General features: G+C 72.9%; 23 protein-coding genes. 8 read left to right on the forward strand and 15 right to left on the reverse strand.

Features of this window, described 5'->3' with window-relative positions:
• Positions 1–20: 20 nt before the first annotated feature.
• The 3 genes from prfB to pruA form a co-directional block, all read right to left on the reverse strand.
• Positions 21–1142, reverse strand: coding sequence for a peptide chain release factor 2 (prfB, locus tag GA0070564_RS02410; RefSeq protein WP_091601792.1), 1122 nt, complete (start codon positions 1140–1142; stop codon positions 21–23).
• Positions 1143–1186: 44 nt separating this feature from the next.
• Positions 1187–1702, reverse strand: coding sequence for a PadR family transcriptional regulator (locus GA0070564_RS02415; protein ID WP_091601795.1), 516 nt, complete (start codon positions 1700–1702; stop codon positions 1187–1189).
• A 147-nt stretch (positions 1703–1849) separates the two neighbouring features.
• Entirely contained in the window at positions 1850–3478 is a 1629-nt protein-coding gene (gene pruA / locus GA0070564_RS02420; protein ID WP_091601798.1) for an L-glutamate gamma-semialdehyde dehydrogenase, read from the reverse strand.
• 352 nt (positions 3479–3830) lie between these two features.
• Between pruA and GA0070564_RS02425 the strand changes: the two genes are divergently transcribed.
• Positions 3831–4826, forward strand: a complete 996-nt coding sequence (locus tag GA0070564_RS02425; protein WP_091601801.1) for a hypothetical protein — start codon at positions 3831–3833, stop codon at positions 4824–4826.
• Between the two features lie 49 nt (positions 4827–4875).
• Here the strand turns inward: GA0070564_RS02425 and GA0070564_RS02430 are convergent, their stop codons facing one another.
• Positions 4876–5385: a DUF6912 family protein gene (locus tag GA0070564_RS02430; RefSeq protein WP_091604402.1), complete on the reverse strand. Its 510-nt coding sequence runs from the start codon at positions 5383–5385 to the stop codon at positions 4876–4878.
• Positions 5386–5592: 207 nt separating this feature from the next.
• On the opposite strand from GA0070564_RS02430, the gene GA0070564_RS02435 reads away from it, so the two are divergent.
• Both GA0070564_RS02435 and GA0070564_RS02440 read left to right on the forward strand, forming a co-directional pair.
• Entirely contained in the window at positions 5593–5820 is a 228-nt protein-coding gene (locus tag GA0070564_RS02435) for a helix-turn-helix transcriptional regulator (protein WP_091601804.1), read from the forward strand.
• 101 nt (positions 5821–5921) lie between these two features.
• Entirely contained in the window at positions 5922–6524 is a 603-nt protein-coding gene (locus GA0070564_RS02440; protein ID WP_091601807.1) for an Rv3235 family protein, read from the forward strand.
• A gap of 303 nt (positions 6525–6827) precedes the next feature.
• Here the strand turns inward: GA0070564_RS02440 and secA are convergent, their stop codons facing one another.
• Positions 6828–9740 (reverse strand): preprotein translocase subunit SecA, encoded by a 2913-nt coding sequence (gene secA / locus GA0070564_RS02445; protein WP_091601810.1) that lies wholly within the window; start codon positions 9738–9740, stop codon positions 6828–6830.
• A 170-nt stretch (positions 9741–9910) separates the two neighbouring features.
• Between secA and GA0070564_RS02450 the strand changes: the two genes are divergently transcribed.
• Positions 9911–11065, forward strand: a complete 1155-nt coding sequence (locus GA0070564_RS02450; protein WP_091601813.1) for a GNAT family N-acetyltransferase — start codon at positions 9911–9913, stop codon at positions 11063–11065.
• Positions 11062–12186, forward strand: coding sequence for a GNAT family N-acetyltransferase (locus GA0070564_RS02455; protein WP_091601816.1), 1125 nt, complete (start codon positions 11062–11064; stop codon positions 12184–12186). The genes GA0070564_RS02450 and GA0070564_RS02455 overlap by 4 nt, the downstream gene beginning before the upstream one ends.
• 41 nt (positions 12187–12227) lie before the next feature.
• Here GA0070564_RS02455 and hpf read toward each other — a convergent pair whose 3' ends face one another.
• The 8 genes from hpf to efeU form a co-directional block, all read right to left on the reverse strand.
• Positions 12228–12866, reverse strand: coding sequence for a ribosome hibernation-promoting factor, HPF/YfiA family (gene hpf, locus GA0070564_RS02460; protein ID WP_091601819.1), 639 nt, complete (start codon positions 12864–12866; stop codon positions 12228–12230).
• A 252-nt stretch (positions 12867–13118) separates the two neighbouring features.
• Positions 13119–13808, reverse strand: a complete 690-nt coding sequence (locus GA0070564_RS02465) for a ComF family protein (protein WP_091604405.1) — start codon at positions 13806–13808, stop codon at positions 13119–13121.
• A gap of 50 nt (positions 13809–13858) precedes the next feature.
• A complete protein-coding gene (locus GA0070564_RS02470; protein WP_091601822.1) occupies positions 13859–15676 on the reverse strand; it encodes an LpqB family beta-propeller domain-containing protein in 1818 nt (605 codons plus the stop codon).
• Positions 15673–17373 carry an MtrAB system histidine kinase MtrB gene (gene mtrB / locus GA0070564_RS02475; RefSeq protein WP_425412417.1) on the reverse strand — a complete coding sequence of 567 codons (1701 nt, stop codon included), beginning with the start codon at positions 17371–17373 and terminating at the stop codon, positions 15673–15675. The genes GA0070564_RS02470 and mtrB overlap by 4 nt, the downstream gene beginning before the upstream one ends.
• A gap of 64 nt (positions 17374–17437) precedes the next feature.
• Complete coding sequence (gene mtrA / locus GA0070564_RS02480) at positions 17438–18127, reverse strand: MtrAB system response regulator MtrA (RefSeq protein ID WP_088969953.1); 690 nt, start codon at positions 18125–18127, stop codon at positions 17438–17440.
• A 94-nt stretch (positions 18128–18221) separates the two neighbouring features.
• Entirely contained in the window at positions 18222–19541 is a 1320-nt protein-coding gene (efeB, locus tag GA0070564_RS02485; RefSeq protein WP_091601825.1) for an iron uptake transporter deferrochelatase/peroxidase subunit, read from the reverse strand.
• A gap of 28 nt (positions 19542–19569) precedes the next feature.
• Complete coding sequence (efeO, locus tag GA0070564_RS02490) at positions 19570–20709, reverse strand: iron uptake system protein EfeO (protein ID WP_091601828.1); 1140 nt, start codon at positions 20707–20709, stop codon at positions 19570–19572.
• A gap of 28 nt (positions 20710–20737) precedes the next feature.
• Positions 20738–21670: an iron uptake transporter permease EfeU gene (gene efeU / locus GA0070564_RS02495; protein ID WP_091601831.1), complete on the reverse strand. Its 933-nt coding sequence runs from the start codon at positions 21668–21670 to the stop codon at positions 20738–20740.
• 108 nt (positions 21671–21778) lie between these two features.
• Between efeU and GA0070564_RS02500 the strand changes: the two genes are divergently transcribed.
• The 3 genes from GA0070564_RS02500 (at position 21779) to GA0070564_RS29135 (ending at position 23431) form a co-directional block, all read left to right on the forward strand.
• Positions 21779–22312, forward strand: a complete 534-nt coding sequence (locus GA0070564_RS02500) for a hypothetical protein (RefSeq protein ID WP_141714688.1) — start codon at positions 21779–21781, stop codon at positions 22310–22312.
• 103 nt (positions 22313–22415) lie between these two features.
• Complete coding sequence (locus GA0070564_RS02505) at positions 22416–23288, forward strand: tetratricopeptide repeat protein (protein WP_091601837.1); 873 nt, start codon at positions 22416–22418, stop codon at positions 23286–23288.
• Entirely contained in the window at positions 23285–23431 is a 147-nt protein-coding gene (locus GA0070564_RS29135; RefSeq protein WP_176730530.1) for a hypothetical protein, read from the forward strand. Before GA0070564_RS02505 ends, GA0070564_RS29135 begins: the two co-directional genes overlap by 4 nt.
• Positions 23432–23831: 400 nt before the next feature.
• Here the strand turns inward: GA0070564_RS29135 and ahcY are convergent, their stop codons facing one another.
• Together ahcY and manA are read right to left on the reverse strand one after the other, a co-directional pair.
• Positions 23832–25331 carry an adenosylhomocysteinase gene (ahcY, locus tag GA0070564_RS02510; protein ID WP_091601840.1) on the reverse strand — a complete coding sequence of 500 codons (1500 nt, stop codon included), beginning with the start codon at positions 25329–25331 and terminating at the stop codon, positions 23832–23834.
• Between the two features lie 289 nt (positions 25332–25620).
• The gene (manA, locus tag GA0070564_RS02515; RefSeq protein WP_091601842.1) at positions 25621–26784 is read right to left on the reverse strand and encodes a mannose-6-phosphate isomerase, class I; all 1164 of its coding nucleotides are present in this window, start codon (positions 26782–26784) and stop codon (positions 25621–25623) included.
• Positions 26785–26786: the final 2 nt, after the last annotated feature.

Here is a 26786-nt window from a genome sequence, read left to right on the forward strand (position 1 = left end):
CGCGCTCCGCCCACGCATGATCACGCAGCGTCGTTGGCGAGCTGCTGCTGCTTGCGCCACCTGATGCCGGCCTCGATGAAGGCGTCCAGCTCGCCGTCGAAGACCGAGGACGGATTGCCGGTCTCCTGCTCGGTTCGGAGATCCTTCACCATCTGATACGGGTGCAGGACGTACGAGCGCATCTGCTCGCCCCAGGAGCCGGTGCCGGTGCTCTTGAGACCGGCCATCTTCTCCTCCTCCTCCTGCCGCTTGCGCTCCAGCAGCCGGGCCTGGAGCACCCGCATGGCGGAGGCCTTGTTCTGCAGCTGGGACTTCTCGTTCTGGCAGGTCACCACGATGCCGGTCGGGATGTGGGTCAGCCGCACCGCCGAGTCGGTGGTGTTGACGCTCTGCCCGCCCGGCCCGGAGGAGCGGTAGACGTCCACCCGGACCTCGTTCTCCGGGATGTCGATGTGGTCGGTCTGCTCGACCACCGGCAGCACCTCGACGCCGGCGAAGCTGGTCTGCCGACGGCCCTGGTTGTCGAACGGGCTGATCCGGACCAGGCGGTGGGTGCCCGACTCCACGCTCAGGGTGCCGAAGGCGTACGGCACCTTGACCGCGAAGGTGGCGGACTTCAGGCCGGCCTCCTCCGCGTACGAGGTCTCGTAGACCTCCGTCGGGTAGCCGTGCCGCTCGGCCCAGCGCAGGTACATCCGCAGCAGCATCTCGGCGAAGTCCGCCGCGTCCACGCCACCGGCCTGGGCCCGGATCGCGACCAGCGCCTCCCGGGAGTCGTACTCGCCGGAGAGCAGGGTGCGGACCTCCATCTCCTGGATGGCCTTGGTCAGCCCGGCGATCTCCGTCTCGACCTCGGTCAGCACGCCCGGGTCGGACTCGTCCTCGGCCAGCTCCAGCAGGACCTGGGCGTCGTCGATCCGGGAGCGCAGGCTGCCCAGCTTGTCGATCTCGCCGTTGACGTACGACAGCTGCGAGGTCACCTCCTGCGCCTTGGCCTGGTCGTCCCAGAGATCCGGCGCGGACGCCTGCTCCTCCAGCCGGGCCTTGTCCTGGCGCAGCCGGTCGAGGTCGAGCACCGCCTCGATGTTGCGCAGGGTGGCGTCGAGGTCCTTGAGCTGTTCGGCGTAATCGGCAGCGGTCACGACAAGCAAGCGTACTGCCTCGACCGCTCCAGCAGTCGGAGGCGTCAGCCGACCGGGGCGGCCTTCAGCCAGGACAGGGCGGCCCGATGGTAGGCGACGGCGAACTCCAGCGCGCCGGCGTCGTACGTTTCGCCTTCCTTCTTGGCGTTCTTCACCTGCTCGCGGACGGCCGCGAGAGCGTCGGTGTGGTACTGGTTGGCCGTCTCGTACAGGCTCTTCAGCTGGCTGGCCGAGTGCAGGTTGCCGAAGGCGATGCGCAGCGCCACCGGGTTGCGGATGGTGTCCCGCCCCGGGTCCTCCGCCAGCCAGCGGGAGAATGTCCGTTTTCCGGCCGCCGTGATCGCGTACGGCTGACTCATCCGGGGGCCCGGCTTGCCCAGCCGCACGAAACCCCGCTCGGCCAGGACCGGAAGCTCCCGGTAGACCTGACTGCGGGTCATCGACCAGTACGGCGCCAGCCGGCGCTCAGCGGCGGCCATCAGCTGGCCGCCTGTCATCGGGCCGTCGTGCAGCAGGCCGAGCAGGGCCGCCGCCGTCGGGTTGACTCCGGATTCCGCCATGCCCTTTAAGCTGCCACTTTGTCGACCCGGCGTCCAGGATTTGCCGTTTTCGCCACCCGACGGGTCTTCCTATGTGCACTGTCGGCCGACGACAGTGCGCAGAAGGGCTCCCCTCCGGCCGGTGGGGAGCCCTTCTGGCGACGCGCGTCAGCCCATGTGGGGGTACGTGTGGTCGGTCGGCGGGACGAAGGTCTCCTTGATCGTCCGCGGCGACATCCACCGCACCAGGTTGTGCCAGGAGCCGGCCTTGTCGTTGGTGCCGCTGGCCCGGGCGCCGCCGAACGGCTGCTGCCCGACCACCGCGCCGGTCGGCTTGTCGTTGATGTAGAAGTTGCCGGCGGCGTACCGCATCTTCTCCGCCACCGCGTCGACCACCCGGCGGTCGGTGGCGAAGATCGAGCCGGTCAGCGCGTACGGGGCGATCGACTCGGCCTGGTGGACCACGTCGTCGAAGCGGGCGTCGTCGAAGACGTGCACGCCGAGGATCGGGCCGAAGTACTCGGTGGTGAACGTCTCGTGCGCGGCGTCGGTGCACTCGAACAGGGTCGGCCGGACGAAGTACCCGACCGAGTCGTCGGCGGTGCCGCCGGCCAGGACGGTGCAGCTGTCGTCGGAGCGGATCAGCTCCAGCGCGGCGGTGTGCCGGCCGAACGCCTTGTCGTCGATGACCGCGCCACCGAAGTTGCTGAAGTCGGTGACGTCGCCGTACGTCAGCGAGTCGGCGGTGGCGGCCAGCCGGTCGCGCAGCCCGCCCTCCCAGATGGAGCGCGGCACGTACGCCCGGGAGGCGGCCGAGCACTTCTGGCCCTGGTACTCGTAGGCGCCCCGGATCAGCGCGGTGTGCAGCGCGTCCACGTCGGCGCTGGTGTGCGCGACGACGAAGTCCTTGCCACCGGTCTCGCCGACCAGCCGCGGGTAGCCCCGGTAGCCGGCGATGTTCTCCCCGACGGTCCGCCACAGCTGCTGGAAGACCTTCGTGGAGCCGGTGAAGTGGATGCCGGCCAGGTCGGGGTCGGCGAGCACCACGTCGGAGACCTCCTCGCCCCGGCCGGTGACCATGTTGATCACGCCGGGCGGGAGGCCGGCCGCCTCGAACAGCCGCATGGTGAAGTGCGCGGCGAACTGCTGGGTCGGGCCCGGCTTCCAGACCACGGTGTTGCCGAGCAGGGCCGGCGCCGAGGGCAGGTTGCCGGCGATCGCGGTGAAGTTGAACGGGGTGACCGCGTAGACGAAGCCCTCGAGCGGGCGGTGGTCGAACCGGTTCCACACCCCCGGCGACGACTTCGGCTGCGCCTCCAGCAGCTGGCGGGCGAAGTGCACGTTGAACCGGAGGAAGTCGATGAACTCGCAGGCCGCGTCGATCTCCGCCTGGACGGCGGTCTTGGACTGACCGAGCATGGTGGCCGCGTTCAGGGTGTCCCGCCACGGGCCGGCGAGCAGCTCGGCGGCGCGCAGGAAGATCGCCGCCCGCTCCTCGAACGGCAGCGCCCGCCACATCGGCGCGGCGTCCTTGGCCGCCTTGACCGCGGCCCGGGCGTCGGAGTGGTTCGCGTGGCCGGTCACGCCCAGCACGTGGGCGTGCTTGTGCGGCTGCACCACGTCGATCGACGCGCCACCGGCCATCCGCTGCTCGCCGGCGATGGTCATCGGCAGCTCGATCCGCTCGGCGGCCAGCTCGGTCAGCCTCCGCTGGAGCCGCTCCCGCTCGGCGCTGCCGGGCTCGTAGGTGTGGACCGGCTCGTTGTGCGGCTCGGGTACGGAGAACACGGCGTCCATCACAGGCTCCTGTGCGATCTCGACAGCGGTGGCGAAATCGGACCCGCGGGCACCGACCGGACGGCCGGACACCGGGCGTCGCGTGGCGTACCGGGCGCGGCGGCGGGACCTCGCGGCGATTCTCCCACGCCCGATCGGACACCGGTCGGGCCCCCGCCTTCCCGCACCTCCGTCGATCAGCAGGTTCCCGGGCCGCGCCGGCGCCGATCCGTATCCGAAGCGGGCCGGAAACCGACGGAAAGCAGGCCGCCCGCACCGTGGCGGCGCTGCGGGAGGCGGGCCGCCGGGCGCGTACGCTGGGTTGCCGGTGCAGGCGCCCGCCCCCGCGGGCCCGCGTGTCGAAGGGGAGACGATGAGCAACCAGCCCGGCAGCTCCACGGCCGCGGAGCCGGACCGACCGGCCACCACCGACCGGGCCGCCGAGCTCGACGGGCACCGGCCGGGTCGTACCCCCGGCGCCCCCGTCCTGGCGCTGCTCGCCGTCGGCTGGCTGGCGGCGATGCTCTGGTCGACCCGGCAGGCGGTCAGCTCGGCCGCCGCCGGCGTCACCGCGATCAGCCTCTCCGCCTTCGCCCTGCCCGGCGTGATCTCCGCCGCGCTGGTCGCCGGCGCGGCCGTCGCGCTGGCCACCACCGGGCTGCTCGCCCGGCAGGGCGCCGACCGGGGCACCCTGCGCTTCCTGGTGGCCGTCGGCACCGGCCTGCTCGTCGGCCTCGGCACCGCGGTGGCGATCAACCTGACGTACGCGGACAACGCCACCACCAACACCATCGCCGGTACGGCCGCCGCCGCCGCGATCATCGGCGGCGCCCTGGCCGGCGCCCGGACCGCCGCCCCGGTCGGCGCGATCGTCACCGCCGCCCTCGGCACCCTGCTGTTCGTGGTGGCCTTCAGCCGGGCCCGCGACCCGCTGTTCGACCTGTTCGGCGCGGACGGCACCCAGGCCGGCACGGTCGACGCGGCCAAGTGGGTGTCCCGGACCGAGTCACTGCTCGCCGGGCTGGTCGCCGGGCTGCTGGCGTTCGGCTACCTGACCTGGGCCCGCCGCCGGGCGGCCCGCCGCGACCCGCAGGCGCCGGCGCTGCGCTGGCCCGCGTACCTGCTGGCCGGGGCGGGGCCCGGGCTGCTCCTGCTGCTCACCGAGGTGATCCTCCGGGTGGGTGGCCGGGGGCTGCTCGACCTGGCCGCCGCGCTCAGCGAAGCCGACGCCGTGGCCCAGACGTCGCTGGGCACCTCCCGGATCGACAACGGGATCTGGGTGCTCTTCGTCGGGGCGCTCACCGCGCTGATCGCCTTCGGCCGCACCCTCGGCCCGGCCCGCCACGACGAGGAACCCGCCGAGAGCTGACCCCCCGCGTTCCGCCGACCGGCCGGACGCCGGTCGGCCGGTCGCTCCGTCAGGAGGCGGTGCGCAGCAGCAGGTCCAGCTCCGACGCGTCGTACCACTCCAGCTCGTGGTCCTCGGCGGAGTCGACGGTGAACTGGGCGTCCGGGTCACCCGCCAGGGCCTCCCGCGCCGCGTCCACCGCCGCGGTGACGTCGGCGACCGCCTCCGCGCCGTCGGTGTGCAGGGCCGCCACCGCGGCCGCGGGCACCGGCGCCGACAGCAGCACCAGGCTGGAACCGAGCACCCCGTCGGCCCGCTCGACCGCCGCGGCGGGCAGGTCCACCGAGACCACCACCCGGCGACGGGGCGCCGACGGGTCCTCCCGGAGCAGCAGCAACGCGTCCTGGGCGGCACGGGTGAAGGCGACGTACTCCAACTCCTCCTCGTCGCCCTCGGCGTACCACTCACGCAGGTCGCGGGTCACGGCGTGCGCCTCGCTCGCGCGCAGGCCCTCGGCGTGCAGCCGGGCCAGCATCGGGACGGTCGCCGGCACGTACACCCGGACAAGCTCGTCGGTCACCGGTCGTCTCCCCTGCTCGGTCCGGGCCGGCGGCCGCCGGTCCCGGGCGCAGATCATGCCGTACGCCGCAACCGTCATACACCGCGCACCGCCCGGGCCGCAGCTTCCCGCCCGGATTGTCCCCGGACGACCGACGGCACGGCCTGCTGGGCAGTGTCGGTCGCCGGTGGCAAACTGAGGCAAACGCCCTCAACCCCGGGAGTCTTCGTGGAACCGAGGTTCCTCCTGCTCTCCGACGTGGCCACCGAGCTGAACGTGTCGGACTCGCAGGTGTACCACATGGTGCGCAGCGGAGAGCTGCCCGCGATCAAGATCGGCGGCCGTGGGCAGTGGCGCGTCGAGCGCGCCCGGCTGGAGGAATACATCCAGCACAAGTACGCCGAGACGGCCGAATGGGTCCGTGGCAACCCGCTGACCGACCGCGACGCGGAGTGACCCGACGGCTCCACCGGGCATTGACCGGGGCCTGAGCATGCCCGAGAATGACTCTTGTCGGAGGCAAACGAAGGCAAACGCAAGGATTGGGGCCGTTCACGATGGTCGACTCCCGCCGTCCGGTGTCGCCCCGTCCACCGATCCGGCTGCGCCCGGCACCCTCGATCGACCCGCCCTTCACCGACGAGGAGGCCGAGCCCTGGCTCCCGCCGGCCGGCCTCCAGCTCACCCTCGACCTCCACGACCCGGGCCGCCCCGAGCCGACCCGCCCCGCCGGCCGGCTCCGCGACGTCCGACCCACCCCGGCCGGACCGGGCCGGCACCCGTCCGCGCCGGTTCCCCCGGCCGTACGCGCCACAGCCACCCCGGAGGCCGCCCGGGCCGGTCACCGGTTCGTCGCCACCTGCCTGGAGATCCTCAACGGCTACCGGCCCATCGGCCAGATCCGCCCGATGAGCGAACCCGGGAAGTCGGCCGAGGTCGTCCAGGAACTCACCCGGGCCGCCGCCCGCACCGGACCGGTCCGCCGTCGCTCGACCCGCCCGTCCGTCCGACTGCGCCGGATCCGGGTGTGCGAGCCGCGGGCCGGCGCGGTCGAGGTGGCCGCCGTGCTGAGCAGCGCCACCGGGCCCAGCTGGGCGATGGCGCTGCGACTGGAGCAGCGGCGCGGCAGGTGGCTCTGCACCGCCCTCCAGGTGCTCTGACCCCGACCCGGCCGCGGACGCTCGGCCGCCGGCGCTCGGCCGCAAGATCGTGCTGGAACCTGGATGTAGTGGCCTCGTCGTCGCCACGAGGCCACTACATCCAGGATCGAGCGTGACCATGACGCCGGGACCGGCGCCGTGCGCCCCCTCCGGCGCGTCCCGGATGCCGTGACTCGGGTGGCCGGCCCGGGCAGGCGACGGGGGCGGGACATGCGGACGGGCCCCGGCCGTTGGCCGGGGCCCGTCGCGTGGACCACTGGTCGTTCCGTTGTCACCCGCAGGACGGGCGACGACGGGCGCAGGTCACAGGTCGCCGCCGTTCGCGGCGCCGTGGCAGCGCTTGTACTTCCGGCCGGAGCCGCACGGGCAGGGCGCGTTGCGGGACGGGCCGTTGCCCGCCTCCGCCTGGCCGGGGGCGGCGGCCCGGCGGGAGGCACCGGCCGCGGCCATCGCCTGGCCGCTCGCACCCGCCGGCCGGCGCGGCGTGTTCGACCGGGCGGCGGGGCGCTCCGGGGCCGCCGGACCACCGAGGCCGAGCGCCGGGGCCTGCTCCTCGGGGCGTTCGACGGCAACCGCACCCGCGCCCGCCTCGCCGTCGATGGTCGGGGCGGAGTACTGGAGGCCCTGCTGCTGCGCGCGGTTGAGGCCCTTGGCCTTGATCTCGACCGGCTTCTCCAGCAGCTGCACCTCCTCGGCCTCGGGCTCCGGCTCCTGGACCTGCACCTCCAGGTTGTAGAGGAACCCGACCGTCTCCTCCTTGATGCCGTCCATCATGGTGGCGAACATGTCGAAGCCCTCGCGCTGGTACTCGATGACCGGGTCGCGCTGGGCGTACGCCCGCAGGCTGATGCCCTCCTGGAGGTAGTCCATCTCGTAGAGGTGCTCGCGCCACTTGCGGTCGATGACCTGGAGCAGCACCATCCGCTCGAGCTGGCGGGTCGCCTCCTCGCCGAGGGTCTCCTCACGCCGGTCGTACGCGGCGTGCGCGTCCTCCTTGAGGCGGGCGAGCAGGAAGTCCTGGTCCAGGCCGGCCCGGGAGCCGACCTCATCCTCCAGCTCCTCGACGGTGACGCTCACCGGGTAGAGCTGCTTGAGGCTGGACCAGAGCTGGTCGAGGTCCCAGTCCTCGGCGTAGCCGTCGCTGGTGGCGCCCACCACGTACGCGCCGACCGTGTCGTCGATCATGTTGCGGACCTGGTCGGAGAGGTCCTCGCCGTTGAGCACCCGCAGGCGCTCGGCGTAGATCACCTGGCGCTGCTTGTTGAGCACCTCGTCGTACTTGAGGACGTTCTTGCGGATCTCGGCGTTCTGGCCCTCGATCTGGGCCTGGGCGCTCTTGATCTGGCGGGTGACCATCTTCGACTCGATGGGCACGTCCTCGGGGATGTTGAAGCGCTCCATCACCGCCTCGACGGCACCGGCCCGGAACCGCTTCATCAGCTCGTCCTGGAGCGACAGGTAGAACCGGGACTCGCCCGGGTCGCCCTGCCGGCCGGCACGACCACGCAGCTGGTTGTCGATCCGGCGGGACTCGTGCCGCTCGGTGCCCAGCACGTAGAGGCCACCGGCGGCGGCGACCTCCTCCGCCTCGGCCTCGCACGCCTGCTTCCAGACGGGGAGGACCTCCTCCATCGCCTTGGCGTACTCCTCCTCGTTCTCCGCCGGGTCGAGGCCGCGCTGGCGCAGCTCGTTGGCGGCGAGGTATTCCGCGTTGCCGCCGAGCAGGATGTCGGTGCCGCGGCCGGCCATGTTGGTGGCCACGGTGACCGCGCCCTTGCGCCCGGCCTGGGCGACGATCTCCGCCTCCTTGGCGTGGAACTTCGCGTTCAGCACCGAGTGCGGGATGCCGCGGCGGCGCAGCAGCGTGGAGAGGATCTCGGAGTTCTCCACCGAGACGGTGCCGACCAGCACCGGCTGGCCGGCCGCGTGCCGCTCGGCGATGTCCTCGATGACCGCGTTGAACTTGGCCTTCTCGGTCTTGTAGATGACGTCGGGGCGGTCCTCGCGGACCATCGGCCGGTGGGTCGGGATGGAGACCACGCCGACCTTGTAGACCTTGTTGAACTCGCCCGCCTCGGTCTGGGCGGTACCGGTCATGCCGGAGAGCTTCTCGTAGAGGCGGAAGTAGTTCTGGAGGGTGATGGTGGCCAGGGTCTGGTTCTCCTGCTTGATCTCCACCCCCTCCTTGGCCTCGATCGCCTGGTGCATGCCCTCGTTGTAGCGGCGCCCGTGCAGGATGCGGCCGGTGAACTCGTCGACGATCAGGACCTCGCCGTCGCTGACGATGTAGTCCTTGTCGCGCTTGTAGAGCTCCTTGGCCTTGATGGCGTTGTTCATGTAGCCGACGAGCGGGGTGTTCACCGACTCGTACAGGTTGTCGATGCCGAGCCGGTCCTCGATCTTGGCGACGCCGCGCTCGGTCACCGCGATGGTCCGCTTGGCGTAGTCGACCTCGTAGTCGCCCTCGCCGTCGGTGCCGGGCTGGAGCCGGGCGATCACCGAGGCGAACTCCTGGTACCACCGGGCGGAGTGCTCGGCCGGGCCGGAGATGATCAGCGGGGTCCGGGCCTCGTCGATGAGGATCGAGTCGACCTCGTCGACCACCGCGAAGTTGTGACCGCGCTGGACCAGCTCCTCCTGCGACCAGGCCATGTTGTCGCGCAGGTAGTCGAAGCCGAACTCGTTGTTCGTGCCGTAGGTGATGTCGCACTCGTACGCGGCGCGGTGCTCGCCGGCCGGCCGGTTGGGCAGCACCACGCCGACGGTCAGGCCGAGGAACTCGTGCACCCGGCCCATCCAGGCGGCGTCGCGCTGGGCCAGGTAGTCGTTGACCGTGACCACGTGCACGCCCTTGCCGGAGAGCGCGTTGAGGTAGACCGCCATGACCGAGGTCAGGGTCTTGCCCTCACCGGTCTTCATCTCGGCGATGTTGCCGAAGTGCAGGGCGGCGCCACCCATCACCTGGACGTCGTAGGGGCGCTGGCCGAGCACCCGGGCAGCCGCCTCGCGGACGGTGGCGAACGCCTCCGGCAGCAGGTCGTCGAGGGACTCACCGTCGGCGATCCGCTCGCGGTACTGCTCGGTCAGCCCGCGCAGCTCCTCGTCGCTGAGGTTGACGTAGTCGTCCTCGATCGAGTTGACGGCGTTGGCGATGGCCTTGAGCCGGCGCACCATACGGCCCTCGCCGGCGCGGAGGACCTTTTCCAGAATCGACACGGATCAACGCTCCCCTAGACAGTCTCGAACCATCGTAGGCGTTCCATCGGGGCGATGGTCACTGGTGGCGGCGGTCCGAGGCCGTGAATCAGACATAACTGGCAACCGCTGTGTCCGGCGCACCATATCCCGGTTACGCCCAGCGCGAACGATCCGGCAGGATGCCCGGAATGGAGCCTGTGGAGATCACCGAGGCCGGCCTGCTGCTGCGCCCCTGGCGGCCCGGCGACGCCGCAGACGTGCACCGCGCCTGCCAGGATCCGGACATCCAGCGTTGGACCACCGTACCGCGCCCGTACCTGCCGGAACACGCCGAAGGCTTCGTCACCGGCATGTCGGCGAGCGCCTGGGCCGACGGCACCGGCGCCCCCTTCGCGGTGTGTGACGCCGACACCGGCGAGCTGCTCGGCTCCTGCGGCCTGATCTCCGTCGACCCCGCCGGGGGCAGCGGCGAGATCGGCTACTGGACGGCACCCTGGGCGCGCGGTCGCGGCGTCACCGTCCGGGCGACCCGGGCGGTCGCCCGCTGGGCCTTCGACGGGCTGAGCCTGCGCCGGCTGGTCTGGCAGGCGGAGCTGGGCAACCACGCCTCCCGCCTGGTGGCGCTGCGCGCCGGCTTCCACGTCGACGGCGAGCTGCGCCAGGTCGCGGCGGCCGGGGGCGCACCGAGGGTCGGCTGGATCGGCACCCTGTTCCCCGGCGAGGTGCCCGCCCCGGACGAGCCCGGCCCCGCCACCCCCGGCACCCTGGAGGCCCGTCGCGCCGGCGTCTTCGGCCGGCCCCAGCCCACCCTCTTCGCCACGGCCGGCGACACGGAGCTGCGGCTGCGGCCGATGGAGGAGGGGGACCTCGACGACATCGTGGCCACCTGCCAGGACCCGGACACCGTCCGGTGGACCTCGGTGCCGCACCCCTACCAACCCGGCGACGCGCTGGGGTACCTCGCCTTCGTCCGGCAGACCTGGGCGCGGGGCACCAGCGGCTGCTTCGTGATCGCCGGCCCGGACGACCGCTTCGCCGGCACGATCGACCTGCGGCTGCAACCCACCGACCCGCTGCTGGCCGACGTCGGCTTCATGACCGCCCCGTACGCCCGCGGTCGGGGCTGGATGCCCGCCGCCGTGGCCGCTGCCGCCGCCTGGGGTTTCACCACCCTCGGCCTGGCCCGGATCGAGTGGCGGGCCAACGTCGGCAACACCGCGTCCCGGCGGGTCGCCGAGAAGGCCGGCTTCACCTTCGAGGGCACCACCCGGGGCGGTCTCACCCACCGCGGAAAGCGGGTGGACACCTGGCTCGCCGCCCTGCTCGCCGAGGACCTGACGTGACACCGGAGGCGATCGAGACCGGTGGGGTGCGGCTGCGGCTGTTCCGGCTCGACGACGCGGCGGACACCGCGGCGGCCTGCGCCGACCCGCTCACCCGCCGGTTCATCTCCGGCATGCCGGACCCGTACACCGAGGCCACCGCGCGGTGGTGGATCACCGAGGGCGCGCCGGCGGCCTGGGCGACCGGCGGCGCCGCGTACGCGATCGCGGACCCGGCCACCGACCGGCTGCTCGGCGGGATCGGCCTCAGCCAGCCGGTGCCCACCCGGAGCCAGGCGGAGATCGGCTACTGGGTGGCGCCCTGGGCGCGCCGCCGCGGCGTCGCCACCGCCGCCACCCGCGCCCTCGCCTGGCACGCGTTCGCCGCCGGCACCGTCCGGCTGGAGCTGCTCACCCACCCGGAGAACCCCGCGAGCCAGCGGGTCGCGCTGGCCGCCGGATTCCGCCGCGAGGGGGTACGCCGGGCCGCGAACCCGGGCCGCGACGGCGGCCGCGACGACCTGATCGCCTGGGTACGCCTCGCCGACGACCCACCCGGCCCCACCGCCCGCCTCCTGCCCGACCTGCCCGGCGGCCGGCTCACCGACGGCGTGGTGACACTGCGCCGGCTCGCCCCCGCCGACGCGGACGGCGTGCACCGGCTGAGCACCCTGCCTGAGGTCGTGGCCAGCAGCGTGCCACCCGTCCCGCCGGACCGGGCGGCGATCGAGCGGCGCTGCCGGCTGGCGGAGAGCCACTGGCTGGCCGGCGAGTCGGCGGACCTGGCGATCCTCGACGCGGTGAGCGGCGAGGTGGTCGGCGTCTGCAAGCTGAGGTACGACGAACCGCCCACCGGCCAGGGGATGCTCGGCTACAGCATGCTGCCCGAGGCGCGCGGGCGCGGCCTCGCCACCCGGGCGGTCCGGCTGGTCGCCGAGTGGGCCTTCGGCGTCGGGCTGGCCCGGCTCTGGGCGGGTACCCGACCGGAGAACGTCGCCTCGCAGCGGGTGCTGGAACGGGTCGGCTTCCGCCGTGAGGGGCTGATGCGCGGCCGGCTGCCCGGCCCGGACGGGACCCGCGTCGACTCGACGCTCTACGGCCTGCTCGCCGACGACCCGCGGCCCCGCGTCGAGCGGCGTTGAGAAGGGGCCCCTGCCGTACGGCAGGGGCCCCTCCTTGCACCTCAGGCGTCGAGGGAGATGATTCCGTAGTCGTAGGCGTGTCGCCGGTAGACGACGCTGGGCCGCCCGGACTCCTTGTCGTGGAACAGGTAGAAGTCGTGCCCCACCAGTTCCATCTGGAACAGCGCGTCGTCGACGGTCATCGGCTCGGCCGGGTGCACCTTCGCCCGGGCGATGTGCCACGGCTGGTGCTCGTACTCGTCGGCCGGCTGCTCGGCCCGTTCGGCGACCGCGGTGGCCATCCCGTTGGCCGGGGCGGCGAGGCCGGGGCCGTCGAGGTCGGCGACCGGCAGGCCGGCGGTGGCGGCGGAGACCGAGAGCGGCGCGTGCCGGCCCCGGTGCACCCGGCGGCGGTCGGCGGCCCGGCGCAGCCGGGTGTCGAGCTTGGCGATGGCGGCGTCCAACGCGCTGTAGAAGTCGTTCGTGCAGGCCTCGGCCCGGATCACCGGGCCCCGGGAAACGCAGGTGATCTCCACCCGCTGACAATGGTCGGACTGGCGCGGATTGCGCTCGTGGAACAGCTCCACGTCCACCCGAATGAGTTTGTGATCGTAGCGCTCGATCTTTGCGAGTTTCTCCGCTACATGAACCCGGTAATGGTCCGGCACTTCGACGTTACGGCCCTTGACCACGATGTCCACGTGACCTCCCTTTTTCGGACGGTCGTTCGATCCGGTTGCCCGGTCACGACGCCTTCGGGAGACCCCACGCTCGGCGTCGACCGGTTCGTACGGCTACGCCTCCTCTCACCGCCGGGAGCGGTTGGGAATGACCTCCTACCCCCGACACGAAAACGCTAACTCCTGTTCGGCCCGCCGTCACCCCCGGTTGTCGACGTGGTCCAGGAATTTTCACAGCTCATACACCAACGGGTGAAACGGAAACACGCACGGTCACGAATGGTGTCGTTTCACGGTCGCCGCGAGGACCGCCGCCACCGCCGGTGACCGACCGGTGGCCCTCAGCACGGTGCTCGCGGCGGCCAGCGTCGCGCCGGTGGTGAGGATGTCGTCGAGCAGCACCACCACCGGCTCGACGGCGCCGTCGCCGCGGGCCGCCGGGATGGGCCACCACCGGCGGGACGGACGGGGCCGGAAGGCCGCCGCCGCCGCTTCGGCCCGGCCGGCGCTGTCCAGGGTCACCGAATCCGGCCGGGGCAGCGCCCGCAGCGGCCGCTCCACCCGCACCCGCCAGCCCGCCACGGCCAGCCGGTCCGCCGCGTGCCGGGCCAACCCGGCCAGGTGATCGCCGTACCGGGCGCGGGCCGCCGCCGCGGTGTCCGGGACCGGGACCAGCAGCACCGGCCGGGAACCGTCCACCGCCGCGGCCACCACCTCGGCCAGCAGCCCGCCCAACGGCCGGGCCAGCCCGTGCCGGCCCTGCTCCTTGTACGCCAGCAGGGTCGCCCGCAACGCACCGGCGTACGGGCCGAGGGCGGTGCAGGGCGGCAGGCCGGGCGGGGCCGGGGTGGGACGCGCCGGACGGGGCCGGAGCGACTCCAACTCCGTCACGCAGTCCGGGCAGACCCCGCGCCGGATGCCGGGCACCTGCTCGCCACAGCCCGCGCAGCCGGTCGGCAGCACCAGGTCGGTGAGGTCCGTGAAGAGCCCGCCGACGTCCCGCACCCCGGACCTCAGTAGAGGAAGAAGGGGGCGGTGGGATTCGAGGCCCGGCTCCCGGCCGGCGGCTGCGCCACGTCCAGCACCTGATCCCGCTTGATGGTCTCGAACGGGTTGTTGGCCCAGGAGACGCCGTTCACCTCGTACATCACCGCGTTGGCCGGCTGCGGCGCGACCGGGTTGGTCGGGTACGCGGCGAGGTGGGTGACCTGGGCGCCCACGTCCGGCTTGAGCGACGTCTCCAACGCGCCGTCCACGCCCACCTCGTGCAGCGCCGGACGGCGGCCCGCCGGACCGGCGCTCAGCCCGCCGGCGATCAGCGAGTTCTCCCCGGCCCAGTCGACCGCCGTCAGGCCGGTCAGTGAGGTCGGCAGTGCCCGGGCCGGACCCGCGCTGACCACCCCGCCGTCGAGGTTGACCGCCGCGACGTGCAGCCGGCCACCGACGATCACCGCGATCCGGCGTCCGTCCAGGGCGACGGCCACCGCGGTCACCGGGCCCGGCACGGTCAACGCCACCGGGGTCAGCTTGGCGGACTGGTCGAAGGAGTAGAGCCGGTTGTCGGCCACCACCAGCCCGTGCGGCTGCTCCTTGCGCAGCGGCCGCAGCCAGACCGGCCGGCCCATGGTGGCGTACCGGCCGGCGTCGGTGTTGAAGACGGTCACCGGCTTCACGCCGGTGCCGACCCGCAGCCGCAGTTTGCGGTCCGCTCCGGTGACCACCAGCGCGGCGAGGATCTCGTCCTCGGCGCGGCTCAGCCCGGCGGAGACGACGTCGTGGTTCTCCGCCGTCGCCAGGGGGACCACGCCGGCCGGCTCGCCGGGGAAGTCCAGCGGGTGGACGGCGCCGTCGTACACGCAGAACCGCTGCGCCTCCTCGACCAGCGGGTAGATCGGGTTGGCCGCCCGCTCCCGGGCCAGGTCGACGGTGCGCCGGCTCTGGCTGTGGATCTTCAGGTCGAGCTGGCCGGGAAGCTTCCCCAGCGACCAGGCGAGCTGGGTGGCGAGCCGGTTCAGCTTGCCGATGTCCTCGCCGGGCATGGTCAGGTTGACCTCCCAGCGGCCGTCCACGCCGGTGGCGTTGTTGATCAGATCGGTCCGGTCCGGCAGCCGGGTGGCGGCGCCGGCCAGCCACTCCGACGGGCCGCCGATCAGCCACCGGACCACCTCGTTGACCCGGCGCTCCGGGGGCACCGTGAGCGGCAGGTAGCGCTGGTCGGGCACCAGCCGGGTCTGGTCGGTGTTCCAGAAGTAGATCAGCTCGGTCCGGTAGTACTCCTGCAACGCGGTGTCGCTGAGCAGCAGCACGTTGGGCGGGTCGGTCACGTAGAGGCCGCCGCTGCCGTTCTCCGAGTCGGCGCTGAGCTTGAAGCGATACTCCGTCTCGGTGGCCACCGGGGGCGCGAGGGTGCCGTCGGCGCGCAGCAGACCGACCTGCTGCACGGCGAGGAGTACCGAGAAGGTGCCGTCGGTGTTGGCGACCACCGACGGGTCCGGCTCGCGCAGCCGGACCACGGTCAGCGCGACCTCGCTGCCCTGCTTCGGTTGCAACCGGTTGCGCTGCTCGGGCTGGATGAACGCCCGGGCCTGGAGGTAGGCCCGGTCGGGCTCCCCCGCAGCGGCGGCCAGGAAGTTGAGCACGAACGCCTTGGCGTCGTTGCCGCTGGTCGTCCGGATCGGTGGCTGGTTGGGCCGCCCGTTGGTGGAGCCCGCCTCCGTCGCCGGCAGCCCCCGCCCGTCCACCTGCACCTCGGACGAGTCCGGAATGCCGCAGGCCGCCGTGCCGGTGGCGAGCAGCGCGCCGCAGAGCAGCCCGGCCAGCCGGCGCCTCACGACCGCACCCCCGCCCGTTCGGCGTCCCCGCCCGGGCCCGGGCCGATCGCGAGCGCACCCGCGCTGCCCGGCCCGATCGCCAGCAGGCCACCGTCACGCGGGCCGCCGAAGGGCAGCGGGGCGTCGGTCGGCACCAGCCGCAGCGGCGAGGTGGTGAGCCGGTCACCGGAACGCGCCGGCAGGGTGAGCCGGAACTGGGCGCCCTGCCCCGGCGCGCCCCACGCCTCCAGCCAGCCGCCGTGCAGCCGGGCGTCCTCCAGGCTGATCGACAGGCCGAGGCCGGTGCCGCCGGTCTGCCGGGCCCGGGACGGGTCGGCCCGCCAGAACCGGTTGAAGACCAACTTCTCCTCCCCCGGCTTCAGCCCCACCCCGCGGTCCCGGACGGTGATCGCCACGGCGGTCTCGTCCGCCCCCAGGGTGATCAGCACCGGCTTGGACTCGCCGTGCTCGACGGCGTTGCCGACCAGGTTGCGCAGCACCCGCTCGACCCGGCGCGGGTCCACCTCGGCGATCACCGGGGTGCTCGGCACGTCCAGCTCGATGGTCACCCCGACCCGCTCGGCCAGCCCGGCCAGCCGGTCGGCCACCCGGTGCACCACCGGCACCAGGTCGGTCGGCTCGGCGTCCAGCATCGCGAAGCCGGCGTCGAAGCGGCTGATCTCCAGCAGGTCGGTCAGCAGCTCCTCGAACCGGTCCAGCTCGGCCTGGAGCAGCTCGGCGCTGCGGGCCACCGCGGGGTCGAACTCGTCGCGCTCGGCGAAGATCAGGTCGGCGGCCATCCGGACCGTGGTCAAGGGCGTACGCAGCTCGTGCGAGACGTCGGAGGTGAAGCGGCGCTGCAACCGGGACATCTCCTCCAGCCGCAGGATCTGCCGTTGGAGGTTGGTGGCCATCTGGTTGAAGGAGGCGGCGAGCAGGGCGAGGTCGTCCTCGCCGTTGACCGTCATCCGCTGGTCGAGCAGGCCGGCGGAGAGCCGCTGGGCGGTCCGGGCGGCCACCCGGACCGGGGTCACCACCAGCCGGGTGACCAGGGCGGCGAGCAGGCCGAGCAGGAGCACCAGGGCCACGCCGGTGGCCACCACGGTGGCCCGGGCGTCGGCGGCGGTGGTGTCCTGGCGGGCCAGGGGCACGAGATAGTAGAGCTCGACCTGGCCGAACCGGGTGGGCACCGGTGAGCCGTACACCAGGTATTTGGTGGGTTCGCCCCCGACCAGCCGGCCGGTACGGATCTGGTGGGCGACGTGGCCGTCGGCGACGGCGGCCCGCAGCTCCCGGCTGACCAGTGGCTGGAAGTCGACGTCCGGTGAGCTGCGCGCCTTGATGCTGTCGGTCTGGTCGGCGGTCAGCGCCACCACCACGCCGCTGATCTGCTGCGGGTCACCGCCGGCCAGGTAGTTCACCGTGTTGTCGATGGTGTCCTGGACCTGGGCGTCCTGCGGCTGGCTGAACAGGCCGAGCTGCTTGCCGGCGTAGTCGCTGCCGCTGCGAAGCCGCAGCAGCACGTCGGCCTCGGCGTTCTCCAGCAGGATGGTGGTGATCTTGTCGGCGATCAGGTAGGCGAAGCCGCCCACCAGCAGGCTCGACGCGACCAGGGTGATGGTCACCACACGCACCTGCAACGACCGGCGCCAGGTCTGGTGCAGGCCGGCCACCAGCCGGGCCGACCAACCGGTCAGGGCACGCCAGAGGTCCCACACGGCTGAGCGCCGGTGGGCGTTCTGGTCCGGGGGTACGCGGAGGGTGGCCACAGTGCGACCAAGGCTAGCCGGTGCCCGCCTTGTAGCCCACGCCCCGCACGGTGAGGATGATTTCGGGTCGCTCGGGATCCGGCTCGATCTTGGCCCGGAGCCGCTGCACGTGCACGTTGACCAGCCGGGTGTCGGCGGCGTGCCGATAGCCCCAGACCTGCTCCAGCAGCACCTCACGGGTGAACACCTGGCGCGGCTTGCGGGCGAGCGCGACCAGCAGGTCGAACTCCAGCGGGGTCAGCTTGACCTCCTCGCCGTCCCGGCTCACCGTGTGCGCCGGCACGTCGATGGTGATCTGGTTGCCGGGCGGGCCGATGGTCAGCATCTCCGGCGCCACGTCCTCGCCCCGCCGCAGCCGGGCCCGCATCCGGGCCACCAGCTCCTTGGGCTTGAACGGCTTGACCACGTAGTCGTCGGCGCCCGACTCCAGCCCGAGCACCACGTCGACGGTGTCGCTCTTGGCGGTGAGCATCACGATCGGCACACCGGACTCGCCCCGGATGGCGCGCGCCACGTCGATGCCGCTCATGCCCGGCAGCATCAGGTCCAGCAGGACGATGTCGGGTCGACTGTCGCGGAACGCGGCCAACGCCCGTTCCCCGTCGGCGACGAACGAGGGCACGAAGCCCTCACTGCGCAGGACGATGCCGAGCATCTCGGCGAGCGCGGGGTCGTCGTCGACCACCAGTACCCGGGCTCTCATGGGGTTTATGATGCATCCCCGTTTCAGTTAGTGGGGTGACGGACACCCCATGATCCCCGGTAGCGGCCCGCTTCGCCAGCGGCGTTCGGAGGACTCAGCCGAAGAGGGCGCGCCCCCAGTGGTCGCCGGCGTCGGTCACCCCGGGCGGGCAGGCGAACAGGGCGCTGGAGACGTGCCGCAGGTATTCGTTCATCGCGTCGTGCCGGGACAGCTGGGTCTGGATGGGCACGAACTGCCGGCGCGGGTCCCGCTGGTACGCGATGAAGAAGAGCCCCGCGTCGAGCCGGCCCAGGCCGTCCGAGCCGTCGACGAAGTTGTAGCCGCGGCGCAGCAGCCGGGCGCCGTTGTTGAGGGTGGGGTGGGCCAGCCGCACGTGCGAGGTCTCGGCGATCACCGGCTGCCCGTCGTCGGCGCGGGCGGCGAGGTCCGGCTCGTCGAACTCGTCGCTGCGCCCCAGCGGCGCCCCGCTGCCCTTGGTCCGCCCAACGATCTGCTCCTGCTCCGCAAGCGAGCTGCGGTCCCAGGTCTCGATCTGCATCCGGATCTTGCGGGTGACGGCGTACGACCCGCCGGTCATCCAGTCCGGCCCGTCGCCGGGCTGCGCCCAGAGCTGCTCGCGGAGCAGGGCGGCGTCCTCGGCCTTGAGGTTCGCCGTGCCGTCCTTGAAGCCGAACAGGTTGCGCGGGGTCGCCTGTTCCCGGGAGGTCGACGAGGTACGCCCGAAGCCGAGCTGCGACCAGCGGACGCTCACCACACCCATCCCGATCCGGGCCAGGTTGCGGATGGCGTGCACCGCCACCTGCGGGTCGTTGGCGCAGGCCTGCACGCAGAGGTCGCCGCCGGAGATCTCCGGGCGCAGGGCGTCCCCGGCGAAGTGCGGCAGGTCGGCCAGCGCCGGCGGGCGCTGGTCGGCGATGCCGAACCGGTCCCGCCCCTGCGCGTCGCGGAACAGCGTCGGGCCGAACCCGACGGTGACGGTGAGCTGCGACGGCGGCAGGCCGAGCGCCTCACCGGTGTCGTCCGGCGGGGCCTCGGGAACCCCGCCGACCGCGCCGAACACCCCGGCGTCGCGGCCGGCGGTCATCCGGGCGGCGGCGGCCGTCCACTCCTGGAGCATGGCGACCAGCCGGCCGCGGTCCTTGGTGATCACGTCGAAGGCGACGAAGTGCAGCCGGTCCTGGGCCGGGGTGGTGATGCCGGCCTGGTGCGCGCCGTGGAAGGGCACCGCGTCGGCCGGTGCGCCGGCGTCGGCCGAGGCGTGGTCGGTCGCACCCCGGATCAGCGCGCCGGCCCCGCCGGCCACCCCGGCGACGCCGGCCACCCCGACGCCGGCCAGGGTGATCGCCCGGCGGCGGGACAGCGTCGTACCGGGCCGGCCGGCGTCGGTGCTCGTCTTCTCGGCGTCGGTGCTCATCGAACCTCCAACGAAGGTGGGCCGGGGGTCAGCGGGCGACCGCGGCGGCGACCTTGCTCACCGGCTCGGCCAGCGCGTTGATGCTGTCGGAGAGCTCCTTGAGCTGGGTGGTGCTCAGCTCGGTGTGCAGCTTCCAGCCGTCGCCGGCGCGGTGCTGGCCGAGCGCCTTCTCGACGTTGGCGAACTCGGTGTCGAGCTGCTTCACCAGCTCGGGGGCGCGCTGCTCCAGGGCGGGACGGAGCGCGGCGACGGCCGCCTTGGAGCCCTCCAGGTTGGCGTTGAAGTCCCAGAGGTCGGTGTGGGAGTAGCGCTCCTCCTCACCGGTGATCTTGCCACTGGCCACCTCGTCGAGGAGCGCCTTGGCGCCGTTGGCGAGCTGGAGCGGGGTGAGCTTCTCGGCGTTGGCCTTCGCCACGATGGCCTTGACGTCGACCAGGAGCCGGTCGGCGATCGGGCCATCCTTGGTGATGTCGCCGGTGGTCCAGAGGTCCTTCTCGATCCGGTGGAAGCCGGTGAACTCCATGCCCTCCTCGATGACCTCCTCCCGACCGTCGATCTTCGGGTCGAGGTCGCCGAAGCTCTCCGCGACCGGCTCGATCCGCTCCCAGTAGGTGCGGGTCACCGGGTAGAGCGCCTTGGCCTTCGCCACGTCGCCGGCCTTGACGGCGGCCACGAACTCGCCGGTCCTGGTCAGCAGCTCGGCGGTCTGGCTGGTGACGTAGCGCTGGTAGCCGGCGGTCGCCTCGGTCAGCAGGGCGTCGGCGGCCTTCGGCGCCGCCGACCCGCCGCTGACCTTGAGCGCGCCCCGGATCCCCCGGCCGCTCATCCCGGGCTTGCAGGCCGTCTCGTACGCCCCGGCGGGCAGCTCGACGCGCAGCTCCCGGGTCAGCCCGGGGGCGATGTTCTCCACCTCGCCCATCACCCGGTCACCGGCGGCGTAGACGTAGAACTCGTTGACCTTGCTGCCGCTGTTGGTCACCGAGAAGGTGGCCTGGCCGGCGGTCAGGTCGGTCGTCGCCACCTCGCAGGTGGTGTCGGTGGCCTTCACGGTCACCGAGTTGCCCCCGCCCGCGGCGGAGGAGGAGTCGTCGTCCGAGCCGCAGGCGGTCACGCCGGTGACGGCCAGCACGCCGGTGGCGGCGAGCACCAGGAAGCGGGTGGTACGCATGGTTCTCGGTCTCCTCGCGGAAGGCGGGTCAGGCGCGCTGGGGCGCGGAGGTGTCGGAGGCGCCGGGCGCGGTCGGCGCGGCGGGCTCGGCCTGCGCGGCGGTCGCGGCGGGCTCGGTCGACGCGGCCGGCTTCGCGGGGGCGGCGGGCCTGCCGGCCGGCTTGCGCAGGAAGAGGATCAGCACCGGCACCGCGTACGCGACCCAGGCGATCATCTCCAGCACCGTCGGGGTGGCGGTGATGTTGAACATCCCGCCGAGCAGGGCTGCGTACCAGGTGCTGGGGTCGAGCACGGCGGAGATGTCGAACGCCTGGTTGTTGAGGCCGGGCAGCACGCCGGCCTCCTGGAAGTCGTGCACGCCGTACTTGAGGATGCCGGCGGCGACCAGGATCAGCAGGGCGCCGGTCCAGGTGAAGAACTTCGACAGGTTGATCTTCAGCGCGCTGCGGTAGAGCAGGAAGCCGAGCACGACGGCCGTGGCGATGCCACCGATCAGCGCGAGCAGCGGGCCGCGGCCGGCGCCGCCGGCCGCGCTCTGCGCGGCGGAGTAGAAGATCAGCGCGGTCTCCAGGCCCTCCCGGATCACGGCCAGGAAGGCCATCCCGGCGACGGCGAGGGCGCCGACGGCGAGCGCGTCGGTGAGCCTGCCGCGCAGCTCGCCGGAGATCGTCCGGGCCGCCTTGCGCATCCAGAAGATCATCCAGGTGACGAAGACCACGGCCGCCACGGAGGTGACCGCCTCGAACAGCTCGCGGTCCTCGGAGCGGGCCAGCAGCGAGGTCGAGGTGTACTCGATCAGCCAGCCGAAGAGCACCGACAGCGCCACGGCCAGGGCCACGCCGGCCCAGACGTGCGGCAGCCGGTCGCGCCGTTGCGACTTCACCAGGAAGGCGACGAGAATGCTGACCACCAGGGTGGCTTCCAGCCCTTCCCGCAGGCCGATCAGGTACGTGGCGAACATCGGTACTCCGTGATCACTTAGGCACGCCTCAGTTAACTTAGGGCAGCCATACCTTCCTCCCGATCCCCCCGTGACGTCAAGTCGTTCATGGTCACATCACCCGGCTCCGTGACGTGGTCGACCGGCTCGCCGAGGCCCCCGGGCCGGGCCCGGCTGTGGCAGGATCCGGCCAACCCCTCGCAGGACAGGACGACCGTGGCCGACGAGCTCTTCCGACCCACCATCTCGCCCACCGCCCGCCCGGCCGGGCGCCGGCCGTGGCGCCCCTCCTCGCTGGTCTATCCGGCCCTGCTCGGCGGTGCCGCCCCGGTGACCGCGCTCGCCCTGGTCAACGCCCACCGGCTGGGCCTGCCGGGGCGGGCCCGGGCCGCGGTGCTCGGCGCCGGACTGGCCGCGCTGGCCGCCCGGGTGCTGGTCACCGCCCTGCTGCTCGACGACGGCACCCGCGGCCCCGGCCGGCTGATCGGCGCGCTGGCCGGCGGGCTGGCCTGGCTGGCGGTCTCGGCCACCCAGAAGGGCGCCTTCCGCGGGTACGAGATGCGCGGCGGCGAGGCCGGCTCACTCTGGGGGCCGGGTGTGCTGGCCGTACTGGTGCTCGGCTTCGCCGAGGCCCTGCTGGTGCTCACCGTGGCGGGGGCATGACGCCCGCCGGGCCGGGTCGCATCACCGACCGGACCGTCGGAGCCGACCAGGCTGCCGGAGCCGACCAGGCTGCCGGAGCCGACCGGGCCGTCGGGGTCGGCCGGTGACCGCCCCCGACCGGCAACTGGACCGGGTGGCGGCCCTGCTCGACCTCAACCGCGCCGAGGAGGCCATGACCGAACTGAGTCGGCTCGCCGGCCCGGAGGCCACCCAGCGGCGGGCCTTCCAGCTGCGGGCCGCCGCGCTGACCGACCTGCAACGGTGGTCCGCCGTCGCCGACACGGCCCGGCAGGGCCTCGGGGAAACCGGCCCGGACGCCGAACTGCTCGGCCGGCTGGGTCTGGCGCTGCGCCACCAGGGCGACCACGCCGGCGCCGAGCGGGCCCTGCTCGACGGCCTGGCCCGGGAACCGCAGCAGGTCTGGCTGCTCTGCCAGTACGCCGACCTGTGCACGATGGTCGGCCAGACCGGCAAGGCGGCGCAGCTGGTCGACCGGGCCGCCGCACTGGCGCCCGAGCACCCGCTGGTGTGGGTCTCCCGGTTCCAGCTCGCGTACGCCGCCGGTGACGACCGCACCGCGCAGCGGATCGCCCGGGACTACCTCGGCCGCTGGCCCGACCACCCGGCCGCGCTCTTCCTGCACGGTGCGATCGCCGGCGAACGGGGACAGGTGGGCCTGGCGCAGCAGTCCTTCGGCCAGGCGGTGGCGCAGGATCCGACCGACGCGGACTATGCCGACGCCGCCTGGCAGTCCCGCGTGTACGCCCACCCGCTGCTGCTGCCGCTGCGTCCGCTCTACCGGCTCGGCGTGTTGCGTACCTGGCTGATCGCGGTGGGCACGATCGTGGCGCTGAACGTGGCCGGCCTGGAGCCGGTCGCCGCCCTGGTCGGCCTGCTCTGGCTGGGGTACTGCGTCTGGTCCTGGGTCGCTCCGACCCTGGTCCGGCGACTGGTCCTCGGCAGGTGGCGGTCGTGAGGGGCTTCGGGCCGTGGTTGGCCGTGCTGGTCGTGGTGCTGCTGCTCAGCGCGCTACGGCTGCGCGCCCTGGCGACCCTCGTCTCGCTGGGCTGGCTGGCCTGGTGCGTCTGGACCTGGATCCGCCCCGCCCGGCGCCCCTGACCGGCCGCTGTTCCCGCCCGGTCGGCCCCGTCCGCCCATCCGCCGCGGCCACCCACGGCGTCGCGCCGATCCTCCGCGGCCACCGAAGGTGACCGACCGCCACCACGCCACCACCCCCGCCCCACCCTTTGCTCTGCTGCGGCGCACGCAACAGTCACGCAGAATCACTGACAGCCGACAGGTCGGATCCGCCGGACCGGATGGAAGACCAGCTCACAGCGGTGTTGCGCCGGGTGCAGCAGAGCAAAGGCGCCAGAAGATATGTTGGCTCCCGCGTCCCGCGGTCACACTGCGCCACCACGCCGGGCAGTAACTGCGGGTGAACGGATGCGGCGCGCGGACGGCGTACACGAAAGGACCGGGCCGGCCGCGCGGCGGCCGACCCGGTCCTCGGTGTGGATCAGTAGCGGTAGTGCTCGGGCTTGAACGGCCCCTCGGTGGAGATGCCCAGGTAGGCGGCCTGCTCCTTGGTCAGCGTGCTCAGCTTGGCGCCGAGCGCGGCCAGGTGCAGCCGGGCGACCTTCTCGTCCAGGTGCTTCGGCAGCACGTAGACGCCGATCGGGTACTCCTCCGTCTTGGTGAAGAGCTCGATCTGGGCGATGGTCTGGTTGGCGAACGAGTTCGACATCACGAAGCTCGGGTGGCCGGTGGCGTTGCCCAGGTTCAGCAGGCGGCCCTCGGAGAGCACGATGATGGCGTGGCCGTCGTCGAAGCGCCACAGGTCGACCTGCGGCTTGATGTTCTCCCGGGTGACGTCCGAGCGCTTCGCCAGGCCGGCCATGTCGATCTCGTTGTCGAAGTGGCCGATGTTGCCGACGATGGCCTGGTGCTTCATCCGGGCCATGTGCTCGTTGGTGATGACGTCGAAGCAGCCGGTGGCGGTGATGAAGATGTCCGCGATCTCGACCACGTCGTCCAGGGTGGCGACCTGGTAGCCGTCCATCGCCGCCTGGAGGGCGCAGATCGGGTCGACCTCGGTCACCACGACCCGGGCGCCCTGGCCGCGCAGCGACTCGGCGCAGCCCTTGCCCACGTCGCCGTAGCCGAGCACGACGGCCATCTTGCCGCCGATCAGCACGTCGGTGGCCCGGTTGATGCCGTCGATGAGCGAGTGCCGGCAGCCGTACTTGTTGTCGAACTTGCTCTTGGTCACCGAGTCGTTGACGTTGATGGCCGGGAAGAGCAGCTTGCCGTCGCGGTGCATCTCGTAGAGGCGGTGCACGCCGGTGGTGGTCTCCTCGGTCACGCCCTTGATGTCGGCGGCGATCCGGGTCCAGCGCCGGCCGTCCTCGGCGAGCGAGCGGTGCAGCACGCCCAGGATGACCGCGTACTCCTCGGAGTCGGCGGACTCGACCGGCGGGACGACCCCGGCCTTCTCGAACTCGGCACCCTTGTGCACCAGCAGGGTGGCGTCACCGCCGTCGTCGAGGATCATGTTCGGACCCTGGCCGTCCGGCCAGTTCAGCACCTGCTCGGTGCACCACCAGTACTCCTCGAGGCTCTCGCCCTTCCAGGCGTAGACCGGCACGCCGGCCGGGTTCTCGGGGGTGCCGGTGGGGCCGACCACGATCGCGGCGGCGGCGTGGTCCTGGGTGGAGAAGATGTTGCAGGACGCCCAGCGGACCTGCGCGCCGAGCGCGACCAGGGTCTCGATCAGGACGGCGGTCTGGATGGTCATGTGCAGCGAGCCGGTGATCCGCGCGCCGGCCAGCGGCTGCGCCTCGGCGAACTCGCGACGGATCGCCATCAGGCCCGGCATCTCGTGCTCGGCGAGCTGGATCTCCTTGCGCCCGAACTCGGCGAGCGACAGATCCGCCACCTTGTAGTCGCCCTCGCCGAGGGTGCTCGGCCGGGCCTCGGTCGGCGTGCCGCTGGCGGCTGCCGGGAGGGTGCTGGTCATGGAAGCTCCTGTCGAACGATTAGCTGTGCGCGACCCTCTACCTTACGCGCGAGTCGATCCGGCTGCGGGGCGGACAGCGCACGGGGCGGTCGGCGTGGACGTTTTTCCCGTCCACAGGCCGGCCGCCCCGTGCATCCCCCCGGTTTGGTTCCCCCGCGCGCGTGCCCCGACGATCGTCGCGACAACGCTGCGTACCCATAGAGTCACACTCCGCATTGGCTGCGTCAAGCGTTTCCGGAATTTCCGACTTGCGCGATTCGGCGGAGCACCGTCCGGACCGCGGACCGGTTCAGCGCAGGCCGCAACTGGCGACGTACGCCTCGCCCTCACCGCCGACGACCAGGGCCCCACCGGCCGCCGTGCCGACCGCCGCCCGACCCGGGTCCAGCGCCACCGCGCCGACGCCGTCGTCCACCGACAGCTTCCCGGACCGGCAGAGCACCACCCGCGGCCCCGGCAGGGCGAGCCGCACCTCCGGCCCGGAGGCCTCCACCGTCACCCGGTGCAGCGCGAAGTCCTCCACCGGAACCGGCCAGGTGACCACCCCCGACGACACCGGCTGCGGTCGTACCACCGGATCGTCGAGCACCTCGAAGCGGAGCACCCGCAGCAGCTCGTCCACGTCGACCCGCTTGGGGGTGAGCCCGCCGCGCAGCACGTTGTCGCTGGCCGCCATGATCTCCACGCCGGTGCCGCCCAGGTAGGCGTGCAGGTTGCCCGCCGGCATCCAGATCGCCTCACCGGGGGCCAGCCGGACGTGGTTGAGCAGCAACGCCACCAGCACCCCAGGGTCCGCCGGGTAGGCCGCCGCCAGCCACCGCGCCAGCTGCGCGTCCGGCCCGGCGACCTCCGCGGCCAGCACCGCCTCGACCAGCCCGGCCCGCTGCGCGGCCGGCCAGGTCAGCAGCGTCCGCACGGCCTCCCGCAACCCCGCCGTACCGTCCCGCAACGCGGCCACCACCGGCGCCAACGCGGGTACGCCGAACCCGGCCAGCGCCTCCGCCGAGACGGCCGGGTCACGGAACCCGCAGAGCGCCTCCATCGGCGAGAGCGCGACCAGCAGCTCCGGCTTGTGGTACGGGTCGACGTAGTTGCGTTCGCCGGCCGGCCGGCCCGCGTCCGCGTCGTATCCGGCCCGGGCCTGCTCCGGGTCCGGGTGGGCCTGGAGGCTCAGCGGGGCGTCCGCGGCGAGCACCTTCAGCAGGAACGGCAGCCGGGCGCCGAACCTGCCGACGATCCGCTCGCCGAGCCAGCGGTCCGGCTCGGCGACCAGCAGGTCGACCAGGCTCACCCGGTCGCCGTCCCGGTCCACCGTGGCCGGTGCGCCCGGGTGGGCGCCCAGCCACAGCTCGGCCTCCGGGCCGTCGCTGGGCACCGGGCGCCCCTGCAACTCGGCGATCGCCGAGCGGGAACCCCAGGCGTAGTCCCGGATCGGCCCGTACAGCAGCTCCACGG

This window comes from Micromonospora mirobrigensis (assembly GCF_900091555.1).
Lineage (GTDB): Bacteria > Actinomycetota > Actinomycetes > Mycobacteriales > Micromonosporaceae > Micromonospora > Micromonospora mirobrigensis.